Here is a 19,044-nt window from a genome sequence, read left to right on the forward strand (position 1 = left end):
GCCTGCATCATGCCGCACGACAAGTGCTCGCGACGATCACGGCCAGATCGCGCTGCGCCGTCTCGTACATCGCGTCGACCAACGCGGCCCGCTGCGTCAGCACCGCGCGTTGATTGATCGACCCTTTGTCGGTGATCTCGCCGAGATCGAGTGAAGGCGCCACCTCCACGAGCTGCAAACGCGCGATGGTGGTCGCGCCGCCGGTCGCCCCGCGATTGAGCGTGTCGAGCAGCGCGGCAAAGTAGGCGCGCACGGCCGGTGCGGCGACTACGTCGCGCGGGCTCGCGTCGGCCGGCAAATGCGCCAGCCGCCTGCAATCGTCGAGGCGCGGAAACACCAGCAGGCCCACGTCGTCGCGATTCATACCGGCGACCACCACGTCCTGCACATAGGGTGCGCCGGCGGAAATCACGCGGGCCCGCATCGGTCCGACGCTCACGAAGGTGCCCGAACTCAGCTTGAAATCCTCCGCGATGCGGCCGTCGAACAGCAACCCGAGCTCGGGCCGCGCCGGGTCGACAAAGCGCAACGCGTCGCCGCTGCGGAAGTACCCCTCTTCGTCGAACGCGTTGTCCAGCTCGGCCGCGTTGGGGCGCCAATAACCGGTCATTACGTGCGGGCCGCGATAGCGTGCCTCGAGCTTGTCGCCGACCGGCGCGAGTTTGACCTCGCAGCCGGGCGCCGGCAGGCCGACATAGCCGGCGCGCATGATCGGCCCCGTGGTGAACAGGCACGACGGCGACGTCTCCGTCATACCGAGCCCGGCCATGATGCGAATGCGCTCGCCGCAGTACTGGTCGGTCACGCGTTCGAGCCGGTCCCACGCCGCTTGCGACAACCCCGCGCCGGAGAAGAAATACACCTTCACGCGCGAGAAAAACGTCTCGCGCAACTGGCTGTCCTGCTCCAGCGCGATCGCCAGTTCCTCCCACCCCTTCGGCACATTGAAGTAGATGGTCGGCGCGATGTCGCGCAGATTGCGCAGTGTTTCCTCGAATTTGCCGTTGACCGGTTTGCCGTCGTCGATATAGAGCGTGCCGCCGTTGTAGAGCGCGATGCCCACGTTATGGCTACCGCCGAACGTGTGATTCCAGGGCAGCCAATCGACCAGCACCGGCGGCTCGCTCGCAAATTCCGGGAAGGTTTCGAGCAGCATCTGCTGATTGCTGCACAGCATGCGGTGCGTGGTCGGCACCGCCTTCGGCAGTTTGGTCGAGCCCGACGTGAAGAGAAATTTGGCGATCGAATCCGGGCTCACTGCCGCGTGAACGGTGTCGACGGTGGTCGGCTTGGTGTCCAGCAAATCGCTCAACGAGGTCACGCCACGCGTGGCGGCCGGCTCGCGCGGCGGCGTGGCGGACACGACTTCCACGCCGGCCGGCACGACCGCTTCGATGGCACGGGCAAACGTGTCGTAGTGGCTCGCGAACACCAGGCCCGGCGTCAGCAGTTCGATCGTATGACGCAGCTTGCCGAAGTCGCCGGAAGCGAGCGCATAAGCCGGCGAGATCGCCGCATACGGAATCCCGGCCCACATCGCACCGAGCGCGAGTTGCAAATGCCCGAGGTCGTTACCCGACAGAATCGCGATGGGCCGTTCGGCCGAAAGATCGCGTGCGAGCAGCGCCTGGCCGATCGCGCGAGCGCTGTGCAACGCCTTCGCATAGCTCAGGCCGACCCATTGACCGTCGCTGCCGCGGCGCGCCGCCAGCCAACGCTCCGGATGCGCGTCGGCGCCGCTCACGAGCCGCTCGGTCATCCGCTGCGGATACGCGCCGAGCGCTTCGTCCGCGCGTAGATACCAGGTCTCGCCCTGCCGTTGCGTGCGCAACGATGGTGCGCCGATCGTCGTCAACCGGTAGCGCGTCGGCGCAGCGGGGGTGTTCGTTTGTGTCGGCTCGTTATGCAAAGCCTGTCTCCTGTTGCTGTCTGCAGTCGGCCAGTGTTCGCGCCAAATGCAAATGCTTGAGCGCGAAGCGTGCGCGATCAGATCGGATAGTGGCGCGGCCCGGTTTGAATCGTGATCCAGCGCAGGTCCGTGAATTCGGCAATCGACGCCTTGCTGCCGAAGCGGCCATAACCGCTTTTCTTCACACCGCCGAACGGCATCTGCGCTTCGTCATGCACGGTCGGCCCGTTGATATGGCAGATGCCGGACTCGACACGTTTGGCGACGTTCCAGGCGCGCGCCACATCGCGGCTAAAGACCGCGGCCGACAAACCATAGTCGCTGTCGTTGGCCACCCGCAGCGCTTCTTCGTCGCCGTCCACGCGCTGCACCGTGACCACCGGGCCGAACGATTCCTCGGCATACAGCTTCATGGCCGGCGTGATGCCGTCGACGATCACCGGTTGCATGATCGCGCCGTCGATCGTGCAACCCACCGGCAGTGTCGCGCCGTGCTGCTTCGCGTCGTCGACCAGTGCCGCGATACGTTGCGCCGCGGCCGCGCTTTCGAGCACGCCGAGCACGGAATCCGCCGCTGCGGGATCGCCCGCTTTCAGGCTGCGCGCTTTGGCCGCGAGCTTCTCGACCAGCGCATCGGCAATCTTCCGGTCGACGATCACGCGCTCGGTCGACATGCAAATCTGCCCCTGGTTGAAGAAGGCGCCGAACGCGATGGCGGCTACCGCCGCGTCCAGATCGGCGTCATCGAGCACCAGCACGGGCGCCTTGCCGCCAAGTTCGAGCAAGGCCGGCTTCAGATGCTGCGCCGCGTGCTGCGCGACGATGCGTCCCACGCGCGTCGAGCCGGTGAAGTTGACCCGCCGTACCGCCGGATGCGCAATCAGCCGTTCGACGATCGCCGGGGCGTTGGCGGCGTCATGCGTGATGACGTTCACCACACCGTCGCCGAGACCCGCGTCCTGCAACACGCTGCCGATCAGCCGATGCACGCCCGGACAGCCTTCCGACGCCTTGAGCACGACCGTGTTGCCGCACGCGAGCGGCATGGCAATGGCCCGCGTGCCGAGAATGACGGGCGCGTTCCACGGCGCCATGCCGAGCACCACGCCGCACGGCTGGCGCACCGCCATCGCGAGGCTGCCGGGCAGGTCCGACGGAATCACGTCGCCGTCGATCTGCGTGGTCATGGCCGCGGCTTCGCGCAGCATGTTGGCGGCCAGCATCACGTTGAAGCCGTACCAGTTCGGCATGGCGCCGGTCTCGGCCACGCCGGTTTCGATGAACTGCGCGGTGCGGGCGTCCATCAGATCGGCGGCTGCCAGCAGGCGTTTGCGGCGCTCGGTCGGCGCCAGTGCCGACCATGCCGGAAACGCGCGCGCGGCGGCTTCGACGGCCGCGTCGGCGTCGGCCACCGTGGCGGCCGACGCGCGCGACGCAGCACGGCCGTTCGCCGGATTGATCCGCTCGAAGGTTTTGCCGTCCGCTGCGCCACGGCTCTCGCCGCCAATCAATAAAGTTACTTCCTGCATGTGTGTCGTCTCCTCGCCTGTCTCTTTTGCAGCTAGTCGCCCGCGACCCAATCCGCCGTTAGGCGCGCGGTCGATCAGCGCTGGTAAGTCTGCAGACCCGGCTTGATCGCCTTGTCGTCGAGGAACTGCTTCAGACCCTGCTCGCGGCCACCTTCCGGATCGCGCAGTTGCGCCTGATCGAGCTTGGCGTACAGGTAGTCTTCGTTCTGATCCCACGTCAGTTCGCGGCAACGCTTGAAGCCGTTTTTGGCGGCGCGCAACACCACCGGATTCTTCTGCAGCAGCTTGCCGGCCAGCGTGCGCGTCGCTTCGATTAGTTCGGCGCGCGGCACGCTTTTATTCACGAGGCCCATCTGTGCGGCTTCCTGACCCGTGAAGGTCTCGCCGGTCATGATGTAGTAGAGCGCCTGACGATGTCCGACCGTATCGGCCATTGCCTTGCTCACCAGGTTGCCCGGCGGAATGCCCCAGTTGATCTCGGACAGACCGAACACCGCTTCGTCGGCGGCGATCGCGAGATCGCACGCAACCAGCGGCGAAAAGCCCCCGCCGAAACACCAGCCGTTGACCATCGCGATGGTCGGCTTCGCATACATGCGCAGCAGTTGCCATTGCCAGCGGCAGGCATCGCGGCGAATCTTTTCCTGCAGGATTTCCGGGCCGGCGTCGACTTCGCGGAAATACTCCTTCAGATCCATGCCGGCGGTCCACGCATCGCCTTCGCCGGTCAGCACCAGTACCTGCGCTTCGGCGTCGAGCTCCACGGCTTCGAGCACCTCGATCATTTCCTTGTTCAGCGTCGGGCTCATCGCGTTGCGCTTCTCGGGACGATTGAACGTGACCCACGCAATGCCTTCGACGACATCGACTTTGACGGTATTCCAACGGCCTTCGTAACTCATCTGCTTTCTCCGTGAACATTGGCCGCGACGGCGGCCTGATGAACGCATTTAATATCAGGCTTCCTGATATGTAAAGTGGAATTTCAGCGGCTTGGTGCAAACCCCTAGCGGCGGAATCCATCACGAGGCACGCTAAGATGCGGGATAGACCGGATCTCCTGCCCACATGAGCAAAAATCAGAATTCCCCTGTCGAGGCCGCCGCGCCGCGCACCCGCCGCACCAGCCTGCGCCTCACCTATGTGATCGGCAGTCTCGACCGCATCCTGCGGCGTCGCATGACCGAAGCGCTCGCGCCGCTCGGTTTGACGCTCGCCCAGTTCACCGCGCTTTCCGTGCTGGAAGCCAAGGGGCAGGCGTCCAATGCGCAGGTCGCCGAGCGCTCCTTCATCACACCGCAATCGGCCAATGAAGTGATGAACGCCATGGCCGCCCGCAACTGGATCAGTCGCGAACCGGACCCGACCCACGGCCGTATCGTGCTGCTGCAACTGACCGACGAAGGACGCGCCGTGCTGCGCGAATGCGAGCAGGCCGTGAAGATCATCGAGAAGCAGATGATGGAAGGCATCGAACTCGACACGGCCAGCGCGCTGCAAACTCACCTCGAAACCTTCGTGCGAAATCTGCGCGGTTAAATTCTTCACGCCGTCAAATTGCTAGGTGTTTTCACCGAACGATTTGCGCTTGTGTTATCAGCCTACCTGATATTAAATCCACTCCACGATGCAGCGTGTGGAGACGCGCCTCATCGCATCCAGTCACATAGATAGTCTCGCGGGCATCGAACCGATGCGGTGCCGGCACGCCTGCCAGGACTCGCGCCAGACCGGCCCGCGACACGACAGCACGGCAGCACGGCAGCACGGAACCTGCCCTCCTCCTGCGAAACCGGCAAACCACACACTTTAATAAGGATCACTACGTGAAGCGAACCGGAACACTCACCTCGAACGAGGACGCTGCAGCCACGGCCACGACGGCGACGGCGACACGCGAATCAGGCGCGTTCGTCACGCTCGGCCTGTGCTTCGCCATCGCGCTGCTGGAAGGACTCGACCTGCAATCGGTCGGCGTGGCGGCGCCGCGCATGGCGCACGAATTCGGCCTCTCGGTCGCGCAAATGGGACTCGCATTCAGCGCCGGCACCTTCGGCTTGTTGCCCGGCGCGATGTTCGGCGGACGGCTGGCCGATCGCATCGGCCGCAAGCGCGTGCTGGTGATTTCCGCCTGCCTGTTCGGCGTGCTCTCGATCATGACCGCGCTGGTCAGCGACTTCTCTACGCTGGTGATCGTGCGCGTGCTGACCGGTATCGGTTTGGGCGGTGCGCTGCCGAACCTGATCGCGTTGTCGTCGGAAGCGGTCGAGCCGCGCTCGCGCAGCACCGCCGTTAGCGTGATGTATTGCGGCATTCCGTTCGGCGGCGTAATCGCTTCGGTGATCGGCGTGCTGAGCGCGGGCGATACCGAATGGCGTCACATCTTTTACGTCGGCGGCGCGGGGCCGTTGATCCTGGTGCCGCTGCTGCTGGTGTTTCTCGCGGATTCGAAGGCGTTCACACAGGCTTCGCACGACGGTCGCGCGAAACCCGCGCCGGTCGGCGAAATCCTGTTCGGCGGCACGCGCGGTCTCTCGACGGTGCAGATCTGGGTCAGCTACTTCTGCACGCTGATCGTCCTCTACTTCCTGCTCAACTGGCTGCCCTCGTTGATGGCGGCAAGCGGTTTGACGCGCGCACAGGTCGGCTACGTGCAGATCTTCTTCAACGTCGGCGGCGGGATCGGCGCGCTGTGCATCGGCATGTTGATGGACCGCCTGCGCCCGGGCGTCGTGGTGGCCGGCATGTATGCCGGGATCATCGCCTCGCTCGCCGCGCTTTCCATGGCGCCCGGCTTCGGCGCGCTCGCCGCTTCCGCGTTCTTCGCCGGGATGTTCGTGATCGGCGGTCAATCCGTGCTGTATGCGCTGTCCGCTGCTTTCTATCCGACGGCCATGCGCGGTACCGGCGTAGGCGCGGCCGTAGCCGTGGGGCGCATCGGCTCGGTGGTCGGGCCGCTCGCCGCGGGTCAATTGCTGGCCATGGGCCGCAGTTCGTCGACCGTCATTGGCGCGAGCATTCCGGTCACGCTGATCGCGGCCGCCGCCGCCTTGCTGTTACTGCGCCGTCCGCGTGCCGACCACTGACCGGCACGTCGCACCAGAAGAATCAACAACCACACACCCATAAATTCAATCAACGGTTTGGAGACACCCTTCATGCAAGCATCCGCACGCCTTCTACTTTGCGGCGCCCTGTGCGTCGGCAGCGGCGCAGCAGCGGCCCAATCGAGCGTGACGCTCTACGGCATCATCGACACCGGTCTCGAGTACGTCTCGCACGCCAATGCCGCGGGCAAGGGCCTATTCCGCATGCCGTCCGTGACCGGCGAGCTGCCTTCGCGCTGGGGACTGCGCGGCAACGAAGATCTCGGCGGCGGCTACAGCGCGATCTTCACGCTCGAGAGCGGTTTCAACGTGCGCAACGGCGAGCAGGGTCAAGGGGGACGACTGTTCGGGCGCCAGGCGTTCGTGGGCATCAAGAGCCCGTATGGCACGGTCTCGTTCGGCCGCCAGTACACGATGACCTACCTCGCGCTGATGGGCGCGGACCTGATCGGCCCGGACATCTACGGACTCGGTTCACTCGACGCCTACGTGCCGAACGCCCGCGCCGACAACTCAGTGACCTATCTCGGCAGCTATGCGGGCGTGACGCTCGGCGCCAACTACTCGTTCGGGCGCGACTCCGCGGGCACCGGCAATTCGCCGGGCCAGGGCACCTGCACGGGGTCGGTGGCCGGGAACGCCACGCAATGCCGCGAGTGGTCCGTCATGCTGAAGTACGACACGCCGCTGTTCGGCGTCGCGGCGTCCTATGAAGAACAGCGCGGCGGCAGCACCGCGGCGGCGAACTTCTTCGACGGCCTGGCGCCGACTCCGCTCACCAGCGCCGCCGACAAGGACGTTCGCACTCATGTGAGCGCCTACGCGAACCTCGGCAAGTTCAAGCTCGGGGCGGGCTGGCTCAACCGGCGCGTCGAACCCTCGGCGGTGACGATCGCCGACGTGCGCTCGAATCTGTTCTTCGTCGGCGCGGCGTACACCGTCACCCCCGCTTTCATCGTCGACGGCGAGGTCTATCACATCACCAATCGCGATCACGACACGCGCGCCACGATGGGCACGCTGCGCACCACCTATCTGCTGTCGAAGCGCACCGCTGTCTACGCGCAGGGCTCGTATCTGGCCAACAGCGCGAAAGCGGCCTACTCGGTCAGCGGCGGTGGCGGCGGCACGACACCCGCGCCGGGCACCGGCCAGACCGGCGTGATGGTCGGCCTTCGTCACTCGTTCTAGGAGCGCTCGCATGAAATACACCTCTATCGCGCTCGCCGCTGCCGCGGCGCTGAGCCTCGCCGCGTGCGGCGCCAACGACGTCGGCAGCGCCGCCACGACCAGCGCCAGTTCGTTGCCGCAACTCAGCGCCGCCACGTCGGCGACGCTAGCGGGCAATTGCGCGGCGCTCGCCGCGAAGCTCAGCTTCGCGAACACCGTCTTCACCTCCGTCACCGACGTCGCGGCCGGCACCCTCGCGGTGGCCGGCAAACCGATCGCCGAACACTGTCTGATCCAGGGCTACATGAATCAGCGCGTGAGCAGCGTGGACGGCAACACGTATGCGATCGGCTTCGAGATGCGTTTGCCGCTCGCATGGAACGGGCGCTTTTTCTACCAGGCCAATGGCGGCCTGGACGGCAACGTGGTCACGGCCACCGGCGAGATCGGCGGCGGCGGGCCGAGCACCGACGCGCTCAACATGGGCTTCGCGGTGATCAGCTCGGATTCGGGGCACAGCGCGGCGCAGAACCCGCTGTTCGGCCTCGACCCGCAGGCGCGCATCGACTACGGCTACAACGCCGTCGCCGTGCTCACGCCGATGGCCAAGCAGGTGATCAAGCTCGCGTACGGCAAAGCGCCCGATCGCAGCTACTTCGACGGCTGCTCCAACGGCGGCCGCCATGCACTCGTTGCGGCGGCGCGTTCGTCGGGCGATTACGACGGCATCATTGCCGGCGATCCGGGCGTCCATCTGCCGAAAGCGGCGATCGGCGAAATGTGGAGCGCGCAACAATTGGCCAGCGTAGCGACCTCGACGACGGCGAGCGGCCTGCCCGACATCACGACGGGTTTCACGGCCACGGAACGGCAGATGGTCGCATCGAAGATACTCGCCAAATGCGATGCGCTCGACGGCGTCAGCGACGGCCTCATCCAGGATATCAAGGCATGCCAGGCGAACTTCAGCCTCGCCAGCGACGTCCCCACCTGCAGCAACAACGTCCGCGACGGCACCTGTCTGACCGGCGCGCAAAAGACCGCGATCGGCAACGTGTTTTCCGGCGCGCGCAACAGCGCCGGCACGGCCCTATATGCAAGCTTTCCCTACGATGCGGGCCTGGGCCCTGGCTGGTCGGCATGGAAGCAGGCGAATTCGATCACGCTCGACCCGGCCGCGGCGGCGTTCACGTTCACCACGCCGCCGCAAAGCGCCTCGGTGTTGAGCCAGTTGTCGGCGTATGCGCTGAACTTCAGCATGGACACCGACGCGCCGAAGATCTTCGCCACCAGCGGCGTGTATAGCGAGTCGGCCTGGTCGTTCATGACGCCGCCGGACGAAACCAACCTCAGCGCGCTGAAGCTGCGCGGCGCGAAACTGATGGTCTATCACGGCACGAGCGATCCGGTGTTTTCGTCGAACGACACGACCGACTGGTATCAACGGCTCGCCACGGCCAACGGTGGCGACGCATCCAACTTCGCGCGTCTTTACACGATCGCCGGGATGAACCACTGCAGCGGCGGCCCGAGCACTGACCAGTTCGACATGCTCACGCCGCTGATCGCGTGGGTCGAACAGGGCAAGGCGCCGGACAGCGTGATCGCCACCGCGCGCGACGCGAGCAACGTCGTGCCGAACGCCGACGTGCCCGCCGCGTGGGGTGCGGGACGCGCGCGGCCGCTCTGCGCGTATCCGAAGGTGGCCCGCTACCAGGGCGGCGATGTCAACGCCGCGAGCAGTTTCGTCTGTAGCTGAGACGGCGGCCGACATCGGTAGCCCGCACGGGAGTCCGCGCCGCGGGATGGCGGCCGGGCTTCCGCGTACGCTTGCGCTTCGTGCGCGATACTTCCTTGCACTGGTTTGAAAAAAACGCCCGCCGTTGCGCGGGTTATCCGCCGACTATCCTCGGATAGCCCGCGGATAACGACCGGCTGACAAGCCCGGCCGACGACCTCGGCCGACAACCCGTCCGCGCCCCCCGCCCGCACGACGCCCCGCCCCGCCAGCTTGCAGTTCGCCAACCGCGTCGGGGCCGGATAGAATCCCCCCGTCCAACACCGACACGCTTCACCTGCACTCAAGAGCAGGAACGCGGATTGCTATTTACATGAGTTTGAGCGATCGCCGCGTCACGCACGAGCCGTCGCTTCTCTGCACTCTGAATGACACATCGACAATGACTATCCACGAATCCCAGACGTCTTCCTCGCCGGAGCCCAGCCGATCGAGCGCGGCCCGGTCTGACGCGGCCCGCGCCAATGTGGAAACAGGCGTGCCGGGTCTTGACGAGATCCTGGGCGGCGGTCTTGTCCGCGGCGGCGTCTATCTGCTGGAAGGCATGGCCGGCGCAGGCAAGACGATTCTGTCGAGCCAGATTGGCTTTCATCGTGTAAGCCGGGGCGAGAAGGTGCTGTACATGACCTTGATCGCCGAATCGCACGACAAGTTGCTGAGCCACCTCAAAGGCCTGAGTTTCTTCGACGAGAACGCCGTCGCGCAGCAAATGCTGTTCGTGTCCGGCTATCACGAACTGATGCAGGACGGCCTCGACGGCTTCCTGAAACTGATCGCGTCGAGCATCTACGACTACCGGCCGAGCCTGATGATCATCGACGGTTTTCGCAGCGCGCGCGAATTCAGCGAAACCGAGCTGTCGCTGTCGAAGTTCATCCACGAACTGAACGCGCTGGTCGCGGCAATGGACTGCACCACCTTGCTGCTCGCGCCGCTGTCCGGCAACGAGCCGCATCCGGAACACACGCTGGTCGACGGCCTGATCGAGCTGAACCGCTATAACGACGGCATGCGCCGCGCCCGCGAAATCGAAGTGCACAAGATGCGCGCGCGCAACCATTTGATGGGCAAGCACTTCTTCCGCATCGCCGAAAGCGGCTTGCTGATGTTCCCGCGCATGGAAGCGCAATGCGCCGCGGCGCCCGGTCCGGTGGATCTGAAAACGCGCCTCGGCTTCGGCTTGCCGCATCTCGACGGCCTGCTCGGCGGCGGCTTCGCGCAAGGCTCCACGACCACGCTGATCGGGCCGTCCGGGGTCGGCAAGACGCTCCTCTGTCTGCAATTCCTCGCGGCCGGCGTGGCGCGCGGCGAACGCTGCGTGTACCTGGGCTTCTATGAAGGACCGCAGCGGCTGATCGGCAAAGCCGAGGCCGTGTCGATCGCACTGACCGACGCGCACGCGGACGGCCACCTGATGATTCAATGGCAGCCGGCCATCGAACTCGCCGTCGACGAACTCGCGGCCAACGCGCTCGCCACGGTCAAACGGATCGGCGCCACGCGCATCGTGATCGACGGCGTGGAGGGTTTCCGCGACTCGGCGTTGCGCACCGAGCGCTTCGGCCTGTTCCTCAACGCCTTTCTGCACCAGCTTCGCGAAGCCTGCGTCACCACGCTGCTCACGGAAGAACTGCCGCTCTACGCCGACCCCGGCCACGCGAAGAGCGTGCGCGTGTCGGCCTTGACCGAAAACCTCGTGCTGTTGCGCTACGCTGAAACCGACGCCGGTTTGCGCCGGATGATTTCGGTGGTCAAGCAACGCGAAAGCGCGCACGACACCTCGTTGCGCGAGCTCGTGATTTCGTCCGACGGTCTCGACGTGATGGAAAGCGCGGTCAGTCCCGCCAGCGTAGTCTCGGCGCCCGGCTTGTCGGCCACGCTGCAAGCGCGACGAAATCCCTAGCCGCCCATGAAAACCATTCTGGTCGTGGACGACGAGTTCGACATTCTCACGGTCTGGCGACTGCTGCTGGAGCGGCACGGCTATACGGTACTGACAGCGTCGAACGGAGCCGCCGCGCTCGAACAGATACGCAAGACCCGGCCCGACATCATCGTGTCGGACTGCATGATGCCGATCATGTCCGGGCAGCAACTGTGCGCGGTGCTGAACGCCGACGCCAATCTGCGCAACATTCCGATTCTGCTGTGCAGCGCGGCGGCGGACATCGCCGTTCAGCCGAATCCTCATATCGAATACGCGCGCAAGCCGCTTTCATTCGACACCCTGCTGAAGACTCTGCAGCGCCTCGCTCCGTAATCAGACGCCGGACGGCCAGCGGCCGTTCCGGCTCCGGCCAGCTTTGTGGCGGGCTCCGCCTAGCTCCGTCCGGCCTCGTCCAGCCAGGTCCAGAAGTCCGGCGGCCTGCTCGCCTTCCCTTCCCGTTAGCTCTCTAGGTAAAACCCCCGATTCCTCGCGCCCTCGAGTCGGACTACTCTCCGCCAATCTATTCTATAGAACATCGTTCTGTCTAATAGAACGATTTGGACAAGAGACAGCCGAAGGAGGATTCCATGGCAAGCCTGCCGATCGATGCGCGACGCGCGTCGTCCGATTCAACCGCCGGGACGCCGGGGCTCACGCCCGGCATCAACGCGCGCATCGACCGTCTGCCCGCCACGCGCGCGGTGTGGATGCTGGTATTCCTGCTGTCGATCGGCGGCTGGTTCGAGTTCTACGATCTGTTTTTCACCGCGTATGTGGGCCCTGGTCTCGTCAAGACCGGTATGTACGCGACGACCACCGCGTCGTTCTTCGGCGTGTCGGGTCTCGGCGCGTTCGTGGCGGCGTCGTTCGCCGGGCTGTTCATCGGCACGTTCTTTCTGGCGGGCATGGCCGACCGTTATGGCCGCAAGACCGTCTTCACCGTGTCGCTGCTGTGGTACTCCGTGGCCACGCTGATCATGGCGTTCCAGAGCTCCGCGCCCGCCATCAATCTGTGGCGGCTGATCGCCGGGATCGGCGTGGGCGTCGAACTGGTCACTATCGATACCTACGTCAGCGAACTCGTGCCGAAGCATCTGCGCGGCCGTGCATTCGCGTTCGTCCACCTCGTGCAGTACACCGCCGTGCCCTCGGTCGCGTTCCTCGCGTGGTGGCTGGTGCCGCGCACGCCGTTCGGACTCGACGGCTGGCGCTGGGTGGTGATCATCGGCGCGTTGGGCGCGGTGGTGGTGTGGGCGATTCGCCGGCGCGTGCCGGAAAGCCCGCGCTGGCTCGCGCAACAGGGCCGCACCGCCGAAGCCGAACAGGTGCTGCAGACCCTGGAAGCCAAGGTCGCCGCGCAATACGGCAAGCCGTTGCCGGCGCCGGTGCCGACCGTCGAACCGGCCACCACCAAAGCCGCCTTCCGCGAAATCTGGCAGCCGCCGTATCGCCGCCGCGCGATCACCATGCTCGTGTTCAACCTGTTCCAGGCAATCGGTTTTTACGGCTTCGCCTCGTGGGTGCCAACGCTGCTGGTGTCCAAAGGCGTGACGATCACGCACAGCCTGCTGTACTCGTTCGTCATCGCGATTTCGAATCCGTTCGGGCCGTTGATCGGCATGGCGATCGCCGACCGGATCGAACGTAAAACGCTGATCGTGCTGTCGGCGCTCGGCATCGTTATTTTCGGCAGTCTGTTCGCCACGCAAACCTCGCCCGCCATGCTGATGACGCTCGGCGTGATGATCACGTTGTGCGGCACGCTGCTGTCGGTCGGGTATCACGCGTATCAAACCGAGCTCTTCCCCACGCGTTTGCGAGCGCGCGCCGTCGGCTTTGTTTACTCGATGTCGCGTCTGTCCGCGATGTTCTCGGGCTTCATGATCGCGTTCGCGTTGCGTCACTTCGACGTGACCGGTGTGTTCGCGCTGATCAGCGTGTCGATGGTGATGGTGATGGGTGCGATCGGCATTTTCGGACCACGCACCAACAACCTCAATCTCGACGAAATCTCGCATTGAAACAGAGGCTTTTGACATGACGCTGCCACTGGCTGGAGTCCGCGTACTGGACTTATCGAATGTATTGGCGGGGCCGTTTTGCGCGTATCAACTCGCGCTGCTCGGCGCCGAGGTGATCAAGGTCGAGCATCCCGAAGGTGGCGATCTCGCGCGGCGGCTGGGCGCCGATAAGGAAGCGTCGGCGCGCAACATGGGCGCCTCGTTCGTCGCGGTGAACGCGGGCAAGCAGTCCATCACGCTCAATCTGAAAGACCCGCGCGGCAAGGAAATTCTGCGCGAGCTCGTCAAGACCGCCGACGTGCTCGTCGAAAATTTCCGGCCCGGCGTGATGACGCGCCTCGGGCTCGATTTCGACGCGTTGCGCGAGGTCAATCCGAAGCTCGTGTATTGCGCGATCTCCGGCTTCGGCATGGACGGCGAGTTCGCGAAGCGCCCGGCCTACGATCAGATCATTCAAGGCATTTCCGGTGTGATGAGCGTGACCGGCGACGCCGACAGCGCGCCGTTGCGCGTCGGCTATCCGGTGTCGGACACGGTGGGCGGCCTCACCGCCGCGTTCGGTATCTGCGCGGCGCTGCTCGACGCGCGGGCGACCGGACACGGCCGCATGCTCGACGTGTCGATGCTCGAAGCCACGCTCGCCACCATGGGCTGGGTCGTGTCGAACTACCTGAACGCCGGTGTCACGCCGACGCCGATGGGCAACGAGAATTTCACCGCCGCGCCGTCGGGTACCTTCAAGACCGGCGACGGCCCGCTCAATATCGCGGCCAACGAAAACAAACAGTTCGCGAGCCTGTGCGAACTGATCGGCCGCGCCGATCTGCTCGACGATCCGCGCTTTGCCGAACGCAACGCGCGCAAGCTGAATCGCGCGGCGTTGAAAGCGGAGATCGAAGCGGCGCTCGCGAGCGATAGCGCCGCGAACTGGGAAACGAAGTGCTTCGAAGCGGGCGTGCCGGCTGGCCGCGTGATGTCGGTGCCGGAAATCCTCGCGCATCCGCATCTGGAGTCGCGCGCGTTTATCCGCGAATTTGCCGGCACGCCCGACACCGACCGGCAACGCGTGACGCGCGCGGGTTTCCGTCTGCATGACGCGGATACCGCGCCCGCCACCCCCGCGCCGGTTCTCTCGGCGCACACCCGTGAACAACTCGGCGCGCTTGGCTACGACGACGCGCACATCGACGAACTGCGCGCCGAAGGAGTGATCTGACCATGACGCAAACATTCGACGCGGCCAGGCTCGCCGCCGACTATTGGAGCACCTCGATCATCGACATCCATCCGGGGTCGATCAAGGTGCGCGGCTTTCCAATTCAGGAGCTGATCGGCAACGTCAGCTTTCCGCAGATGATCTGGCTGATGCTGCGTGGCGAATTGCCCGACGCGGCGCAGGCGCGTTTGTTCGAGGCCGCGCTGGTGGCGTCCGTCGATCATGGCCCGCATGCGCCATCAATCGCGATTTCGCGGATGGCGACCAGTTGCGGCCTGCCTTTGAACGGCGCGATGGCCTCGGCGATCAATGCGCTGGACGACGTGCACGGCGGCGCCGGACAGCAGGCGGTCGAACTGTACGACTCGATCGGCGCGCTGATGGAGGCGGGCGCGACGCTGGAAGACGCGGTTGAACAAGGCGTGGATGCTTTCACGACAGCACACGGCAAATATCTGCCCGGCTTCGGCCACCGTTTCCATCCGGTCGATCCGCGCGCAGTGCGACTGCTCGCGCTGGTCGACGCCAGCGTCGCCGAGGAGCACATCGGCGGACGTTATGCGGCGATCGCGCGCGGCATCGAGGCACTGCTCCAGCGCCGTAAAAGCAAACCCGTGCCGATGAATATCGACGGCGCTACCGCGGTGATCTACGCCGAACTCGGTTTTGCGCCGGAACTGGCGCGTGGCGTTTTCTGCCTGTCGCGCGCGGTTGGGATTCTGTCGCACGCGTGGGAGCAGCGCGGACGCCATGAGCGCAACAAAGGCCCCATGCCGCGCCAGATGAGCTACACGTACACGGGCGAGCCCGAGCGTCATCTGCCCTGAACGGGCGGTGCGGCGGCCCAGGCTTCCGGGCTGCCCCGCCTCCCGGGACGCCCGCCAGCGCGCCCCAACACCCACCGACTCACGTTGAGACGATCGCGCGATTTGTTGAGCTTTCCCCGCGTTCACCGTAATGCCGCCTCCTTTTACAGTACGTCATCGAACGCGCAAGGCCAGAACATCGGAGCGCGTCGCAACGACAGTTGGAGGTGCGGTGATGAACGGCAATCGTGGGACGATTCCAGTGGGTTTCTTCGGCATCGCGGTGGGCGCGCTGGCGCTAGCCAATTTGTGGCGTGTGGCGATCAAGGTGTGGCACCTGCCCGCCGAAATCGGACCGTTGATGACGGTCGTGGCGCTGGCCGTCTGGGTGGTCGTGCTGGCGGCGTACGGACATAAGTGGCTGACGAATGCCGAAGAGGCGCGCGCCGAAATGCAACACCCGGTGCAGTCGTCGTTCGCGGCGCTGGTGCCGGTATCGAGCCTGCTGGCCGCGCAACTGTTGCAGCCTTATGCGCACACGCTGGCGCTCGGCGTATTCGGCGTGGCGATGGTGGTGCAACTGGTTCTCGGTGTGTATCTGCACGGACGGCTCTGGCAAGGTGGCCGTAAGCCTGAACTGACGACGCCGGCCATGTACCTGCCGAGCGTCGCATCTAGCTTCGTTGCGGGTACAGCGGCTGCGTCGTTCGGTTTCCATCAGCTCGGCGTGCTGTTTTTCGGTGCAGGCCTGTTTTCGTGGCTCGCCATTGAATCGATGCTGCTGCACCGCGCCTCCGTACTCGAACCGCTGCCGGCAGCTTTGCGCCCCGTGCTCGGCATTCAACTCGCACCGCCGGTTGTCGGTGGCGTGACCTACCTGAGCCTGACCAGCGGCACGCCTGATCTGTTCGCGATGATGTTGCTCGGTTATGGCCTGTACCAGGCCGTGATGTTGTTGCGCCTGTTGCCGTGGATTCGCCAGCAAGCCTTCGTCCCCGGTTATTGGGCCTTCAGCTTCGGCGTGGCCGCACTGCCGACGATGGCTGTCCGGATGGTCGAACGCGGAGCAACGGGTCCGATCGAATGGGCTGCACCGATTCTGTTTATCGCCGCGAACGTGATCATCGGCATTCTGGCGGTGAAGACGGTGGGCTTGCTGGTGCAAGGCAAGCTGCTTCCGCCGGCTGCGACACCGGCTCCGTCGACGACGCAAATGCCGGTCGGTTCGGGTATCGCACGGACCCACTAGGTAGCGGTTCGAGCGAGGCGTGTAACGCGCTTCGCTCGAACGCATCAACCCATCAACGCATCAACGCAACGCACGCAGCGCCCCTCGCTTCAATCCCCCACGCTTTCCGTCTGTCTGTCCGTTCAAATGGACTGCACCACCAACGCCCCAACCTCCGCAATGGCCGCATTGCAGCGCGCCGCGTCACCATTCGTTCCGGTCAGATAAACCGCCAACAGCACCGGCCCGCGTCCTGGCGGCCACAGAATCGCGATGTCGTTGGCCGTGCCGTGATCGCCGGTGCCGGTCTTATCGCCGACGCCCCAATCCTGCGGCAGCTTCGCGCGAATCCGCGCGCCGCCGGTTTCATTCGCCACCAGCCATGCAAGTAGTTGCGCCCGGGAGGACGACGACAAATGCTCGCCGAGCACCAGCTCGCGCAAATTGCCGAGCATCGCATTCGGCGTCGTGGTGTCGCGCGGATCGCCGGGAATCGCTTCGTTCAGCGTCGGCTCGATCCGGTCCAGACGCGTAATGCCATCGCCGAGATCGCGCGCAAAAGCGGTCAATCCGGCCGGCCCGCCGAAGGTGGCCAGCAACAGATTGGCCGCCGTGTTGTCGCTCAGCGTGATGGCCGCCTTGCACAATTCGGCGATGCTCATCCCCGCGTCGCCGGTTATCTCTCTCGTATGCCGGCTCGTGGCCGGCGAGTTCGGCACCAGATCGCGCTGCGAGAAAACGACGCGGCGCGCCAGATCCTCCTGACCGCGATCCACGCGCGTCAACACGGCGCCCGCCGCCAGCACCTTGAACGTGCTGCACATCGGAAAACGCTCGTCGGTACGCAGGCCGGCGTGCAAACCCGAGGTCGTATCGACGATCGATACACCAAGCCGCCCGCCGCTTTCCGCCTCGATCTGCGCGAGCCGCCGACGGATCGTTTCCGCCTTGGCCAGTTCCAGTCCGGGCGCAGCCTTGCCCGTTTTCGGCGCCACCTTGCCGAATGCGCCCACGCTGCCAACCGCAACCCCAGCTATCGACACACTCAGCATCGCGCCCGCGAATTTCCGTCTCGTGATCATTGCTGCTCCTTATGTGAAGCCGCAACTATCGGTTTTCCGCCGCGCGCTGACAAACGATGATAAGTTAGACGATCCCCTAGAAAATCTTATGCCTTCGTCATGCGACCTTATCTGCCACTGAACGCGCTGCGGGCCTTCGAATCGTCGGCCCGGCATTTGAGTTTCACGCGCGCGGCACTGGAATTAAACGTGACCCAGGCGGCCGTCAGCCAGCAGGTCAGAACGCTGGAAGAGCGTCTGGGCACCGCCCTGTTCAAGCGCCTGCCGCGCGGCCTCGCCATGACCGACGAAGGCCTCGCGCTGCGCCCGGTCCTGACCGACGCGTTCGATCGCATCGAAGCGGTGCTCAAGCAGTTCGAAGGCGGCCACTTCCACGAAGTGTTGACGATCGGCGTAGTGGGCACGTTCGCGGTCGGCTGGCTGATGCCGCGCCTCAAATCGTTCCGCGACGCGCATCCGTTTGTCGAACTGCGGCTGCAGACGAACAACAACCTGGTCGATCTCGCCACCGAAGGTCTCGACTTCGCGATCCGCTTCGGCGACGGCACGTGGCCCGGCTCGCTCGCCACGCGCCTGCTCGATGCGCCGCTGTCGCTGCTATGCGCGCCCGAGATCGCCGGGCGTCTGTCGAAGCCGGCCGATCTCGTCGATGAAACCTTGCTGCGCTCCTATCGCACCGACGACTGGATGAACTGGTTCAACGCGGCCGGCATTCCGCCGCGGCCGGTGCGCGGGCCGGTGTTCGATTCATCGCGATTGATGGTGGAAGCGGCCATGCAGGGCGCAGGCATCGCGCTCGCGCCCGCGCTGATGTTCGGTCATGAGATCAACACGGGACGGCTGGTGCGGCCGTTCGATGTCGAGGTCCATGCGGGCAGCTATTGGCTAACCTGTCTGAAGGGCAAACCGATGACGTCGGCCATGCTGCTGTTCAGCCAGTGGATCGTCAAGGAAGCCGCGGCCCAACCACGCCACTAGGCAAGCGCCGCACGGCGATGGCCATTCATGGCAGGCCGCTCGACTTGCGGCGGGAACACGTTCCACGAACCGTCGCCGTGACGAAAGAAGAAGATCGACAGCAAACCGCCTGGCCGCAACGCTTCCACGCAGACGTAGCGCTGATGCGAAGCGCGGTGGCAAAACTGCACGACGCGGGCAGGCATCGACGGGGTCGGGGCGAGCCATTTGTCGACGGCCCAGTGCAAGGTCTCTTCTGCGGCAACCATGATGCTCTCCTTGAATCGTTCAACG

Annotated in this window: 16 protein-coding genes; 11 read left to right on the top strand and 5 right to left on the bottom strand. The window is 65.0% G+C overall.

What is annotated here, in order from left to right; genetic code table 11:
- Positions 1–7: 7 nt before the first annotated feature.
- From GGD40_RS26185 to GGD40_RS26195, 3 genes are all read right to left on the bottom strand, one after another.
- Positions 8–1,909, bottom strand: a complete 1,902-nt coding sequence (locus GGD40_RS26185) for a feruloyl-CoA synthase (RefSeq protein ID WP_179745604.1) — start codon at positions 1,907–1,909, stop codon at positions 8–10.
- A gap of 77 nt (positions 1,910–1,986) precedes the next feature.
- Entirely contained in the window at positions 1,987–3,438 is a 1,452-nt protein-coding gene (locus GGD40_RS26190) for an aldehyde dehydrogenase (protein ID WP_179745605.1), read from the bottom strand.
- A gap of 74 nt (positions 3,439–3,512) precedes the next feature.
- Positions 3,513–4,340 (bottom strand): p-hydroxycinnamoyl CoA hydratase/lyase, encoded by an 828-nt coding sequence (locus tag GGD40_RS26195; protein WP_179745606.1) that lies wholly within the window; start codon positions 4,338–4,340, stop codon positions 3,513–3,515.
- A gap of 166 nt (positions 4,341–4,506) precedes the next feature.
- On the opposite strand from GGD40_RS26195, the gene GGD40_RS26200 reads away from it, so the two are divergent.
- The 10 genes from GGD40_RS26200 (at position 4,507) to tehA (ending at position 16,732) form a co-directional block, all read left to right on the top strand.
- On the top strand, positions 4,507–4,977 hold the full coding sequence (locus tag GGD40_RS26200) for a MarR family winged helix-turn-helix transcriptional regulator (protein ID WP_179745607.1): 471 nt from the start codon (positions 4,507–4,509) through the stop codon (positions 4,975–4,977).
- Between the two features lie 287 nt (positions 4,978–5,264).
- Positions 5,265–6,524 carry a 3-(3-hydroxy-phenyl)propionate transporter MhpT gene (gene mhpT / locus GGD40_RS26205; RefSeq protein WP_179745608.1) on the top strand — a complete coding sequence of 420 codons (1,260 nt, stop codon included), beginning with the start codon at positions 5,265–5,267 and terminating at the stop codon, positions 6,522–6,524.
- A 72-nt stretch (positions 6,525–6,596) separates the two neighbouring features.
- A complete protein-coding gene (locus GGD40_RS26210) occupies positions 6,597–7,736 on the top strand; it encodes a porin (protein ID WP_179745609.1) in 1,140 nt (379 codons plus the stop codon).
- A gap of 10 nt (positions 7,737–7,746) precedes the next feature.
- Complete coding sequence (locus tag GGD40_RS26215; protein WP_179745610.1) at positions 7,747–9,474, top strand: tannase/feruloyl esterase family alpha/beta hydrolase; 1,728 nt, start codon at positions 7,747–7,749, stop codon at positions 9,472–9,474.
- A gap of 421 nt (positions 9,475–9,895) precedes the next feature.
- Entirely contained in the window at positions 9,896–11,416 is a 1,521-nt protein-coding gene (locus GGD40_RS26220) for an ATPase domain-containing protein (protein ID WP_218901307.1), read from the top strand.
- A gap of 6 nt (positions 11,417–11,422) precedes the next feature.
- Positions 11,423–11,773, top strand: coding sequence for a response regulator (locus tag GGD40_RS26225; RefSeq protein WP_179711716.1), 351 nt, complete (start codon positions 11,423–11,425; stop codon positions 11,771–11,773).
- 254 nt (positions 11,774–12,027) lie between these two features.
- A complete protein-coding gene (locus GGD40_RS26230) occupies positions 12,028–13,461 on the top strand; it encodes an MFS transporter (protein ID WP_179711715.1) in 1,434 nt (477 codons plus the stop codon).
- A gap of 16 nt (positions 13,462–13,477) precedes the next feature.
- Positions 13,478–14,677 (top strand): CaiB/BaiF CoA transferase family protein, encoded by a 1,200-nt coding sequence (locus GGD40_RS26235; RefSeq protein WP_179745612.1) that lies wholly within the window; start codon positions 13,478–13,480, stop codon positions 14,675–14,677.
- A gap of 2 nt (positions 14,678–14,679) precedes the next feature.
- Positions 14,680–15,504, top strand: coding sequence for a citryl-CoA lyase (locus GGD40_RS26240; RefSeq protein ID WP_179745613.1), 825 nt, complete (start codon positions 14,680–14,682; stop codon positions 15,502–15,504).
- A gap of 214 nt (positions 15,505–15,718) precedes the next feature.
- Complete coding sequence (tehA, locus tag GGD40_RS26245) at positions 15,719–16,732, top strand: dicarboxylate transporter/tellurite-resistance protein TehA (RefSeq protein WP_179745614.1); 1,014 nt, start codon at positions 15,719–15,721, stop codon at positions 16,730–16,732.
- Positions 16,733–16,854: 122 nt separating this feature from the next.
- Here tehA and bla read toward each other — a convergent pair whose 3' ends face one another.
- On the bottom strand, positions 16,855–17,793 hold the full coding sequence (gene bla, locus GGD40_RS26250) for a class A beta-lactamase (RefSeq protein ID WP_179745615.1): 939 nt from the start codon (positions 17,791–17,793) through the stop codon (positions 16,855–16,857).
- Between the two features lie 99 nt (positions 17,794–17,892).
- Here bla and GGD40_RS26255 point away from each other — a divergent pair, with 99 nt between their 5' ends.
- Positions 17,893–18,771, top strand: a complete 879-nt coding sequence (locus GGD40_RS26255) for a LysR substrate-binding domain-containing protein (RefSeq protein WP_179745616.1) — start codon at positions 17,893–17,895, stop codon at positions 18,769–18,771.
- Here the strand turns inward: GGD40_RS26255 and GGD40_RS26260 are convergent.
- Entirely contained in the window at positions 18,768–19,019 is a 252-nt protein-coding gene (locus tag GGD40_RS26260; RefSeq protein WP_179745617.1) for a hypothetical protein, read from the bottom strand. The two genes, GGD40_RS26255 and GGD40_RS26260, sit on opposite strands and share 4 nt — an antisense overlap.
- Positions 19,020–19,044 lie beyond the last annotated feature (25 nt).

This window comes from Paraburkholderia bryophila (assembly GCF_013409255.1).
In the GTDB taxonomy this organism is placed as follows: domain Bacteria; phylum Pseudomonadota; class Gammaproteobacteria; order Burkholderiales; family Burkholderiaceae; genus Paraburkholderia.

What these genes read in the sequence shown, in the direction of transcription:
- GGD40_RS26190 (WP_179745605.1), bottom strand. Translation starts at nt 3,438, where the DNA reads ATGCAGGAAGTAACTTTATTGATTGGCGGCGAGAGCCGTGGCGCAGCG.
- GGD40_RS26195 (WP_179745606.1), bottom strand. Translation starts at nt 4,340, where the DNA reads ATGAGTTACGAAGGCCGTTGGAATACCGTCAAAGTCGATGTCGTCGAA.
- GGD40_RS26200 (WP_179745607.1), top strand. Translation starts at nt 4,507, where the DNA reads ATGAGCAAAAATCAGAATTCCCCTGTCGAGGCCGCCGCGCCGCGCACC.
- GGD40_RS26210 (WP_179745609.1), top strand. Translation starts at nt 6,597, where the DNA reads ATGCAAGCATCCGCACGCCTTCTACTTTGCGGCGCCCTGTGCGTCGGC.
- GGD40_RS26215 (WP_179745610.1), top strand. Translation starts at nt 7,747, where the DNA reads ATGAAATACACCTCTATCGCGCTCGCCGCTGCCGCGGCGCTGAGCCTC.
- GGD40_RS26220 (WP_218901307.1), top strand. Translation starts at nt 9,896, where the DNA reads ATGACTATCCACGAATCCCAGACGTCTTCCTCGCCGGAGCCCAGCCGA.
- GGD40_RS26225 (WP_179711716.1), top strand. Translation starts at nt 11,423, where the DNA reads ATGAAAACCATTCTGGTCGTGGACGACGAGTTCGACATTCTCACGGTC.
- GGD40_RS26230 (WP_179711715.1), top strand. Translation starts at nt 12,028, where the DNA reads ATGGCAAGCCTGCCGATCGATGCGCGACGCGCGTCGTCCGATTCAACC.
- GGD40_RS26235 (WP_179745612.1), top strand. Translation starts at nt 13,478, where the DNA reads ATGACGCTGCCACTGGCTGGAGTCCGCGTACTGGACTTATCGAATGTA.
- GGD40_RS26240 (WP_179745613.1), top strand. Translation starts at nt 14,680, where the DNA reads ATGACGCAAACATTCGACGCGGCCAGGCTCGCCGCCGACTATTGGAGC.
- tehA (WP_179745614.1), top strand. Translation starts at nt 15,719, where the DNA reads ATGAACGGCAATCGTGGGACGATTCCAGTGGGTTTCTTCGGCATCGCG.
- bla (WP_179745615.1), bottom strand. Translation starts at nt 17,793, where the DNA reads ATGATCACGAGACGGAAATTCGCGGGCGCGATGCTGAGTGTGTCGATA.
- GGD40_RS26255 (WP_179745616.1), top strand. Translation starts at nt 17,893, where the DNA reads ATGCGACCTTATCTGCCACTGAACGCGCTGCGGGCCTTCGAATCGTCG.
- GGD40_RS26260 (WP_179745617.1), bottom strand. Translation starts at nt 19,019, where the DNA reads ATGGTTGCCGCAGAAGAGACCTTGCACTGGGCCGTCGACAAATGGCTC.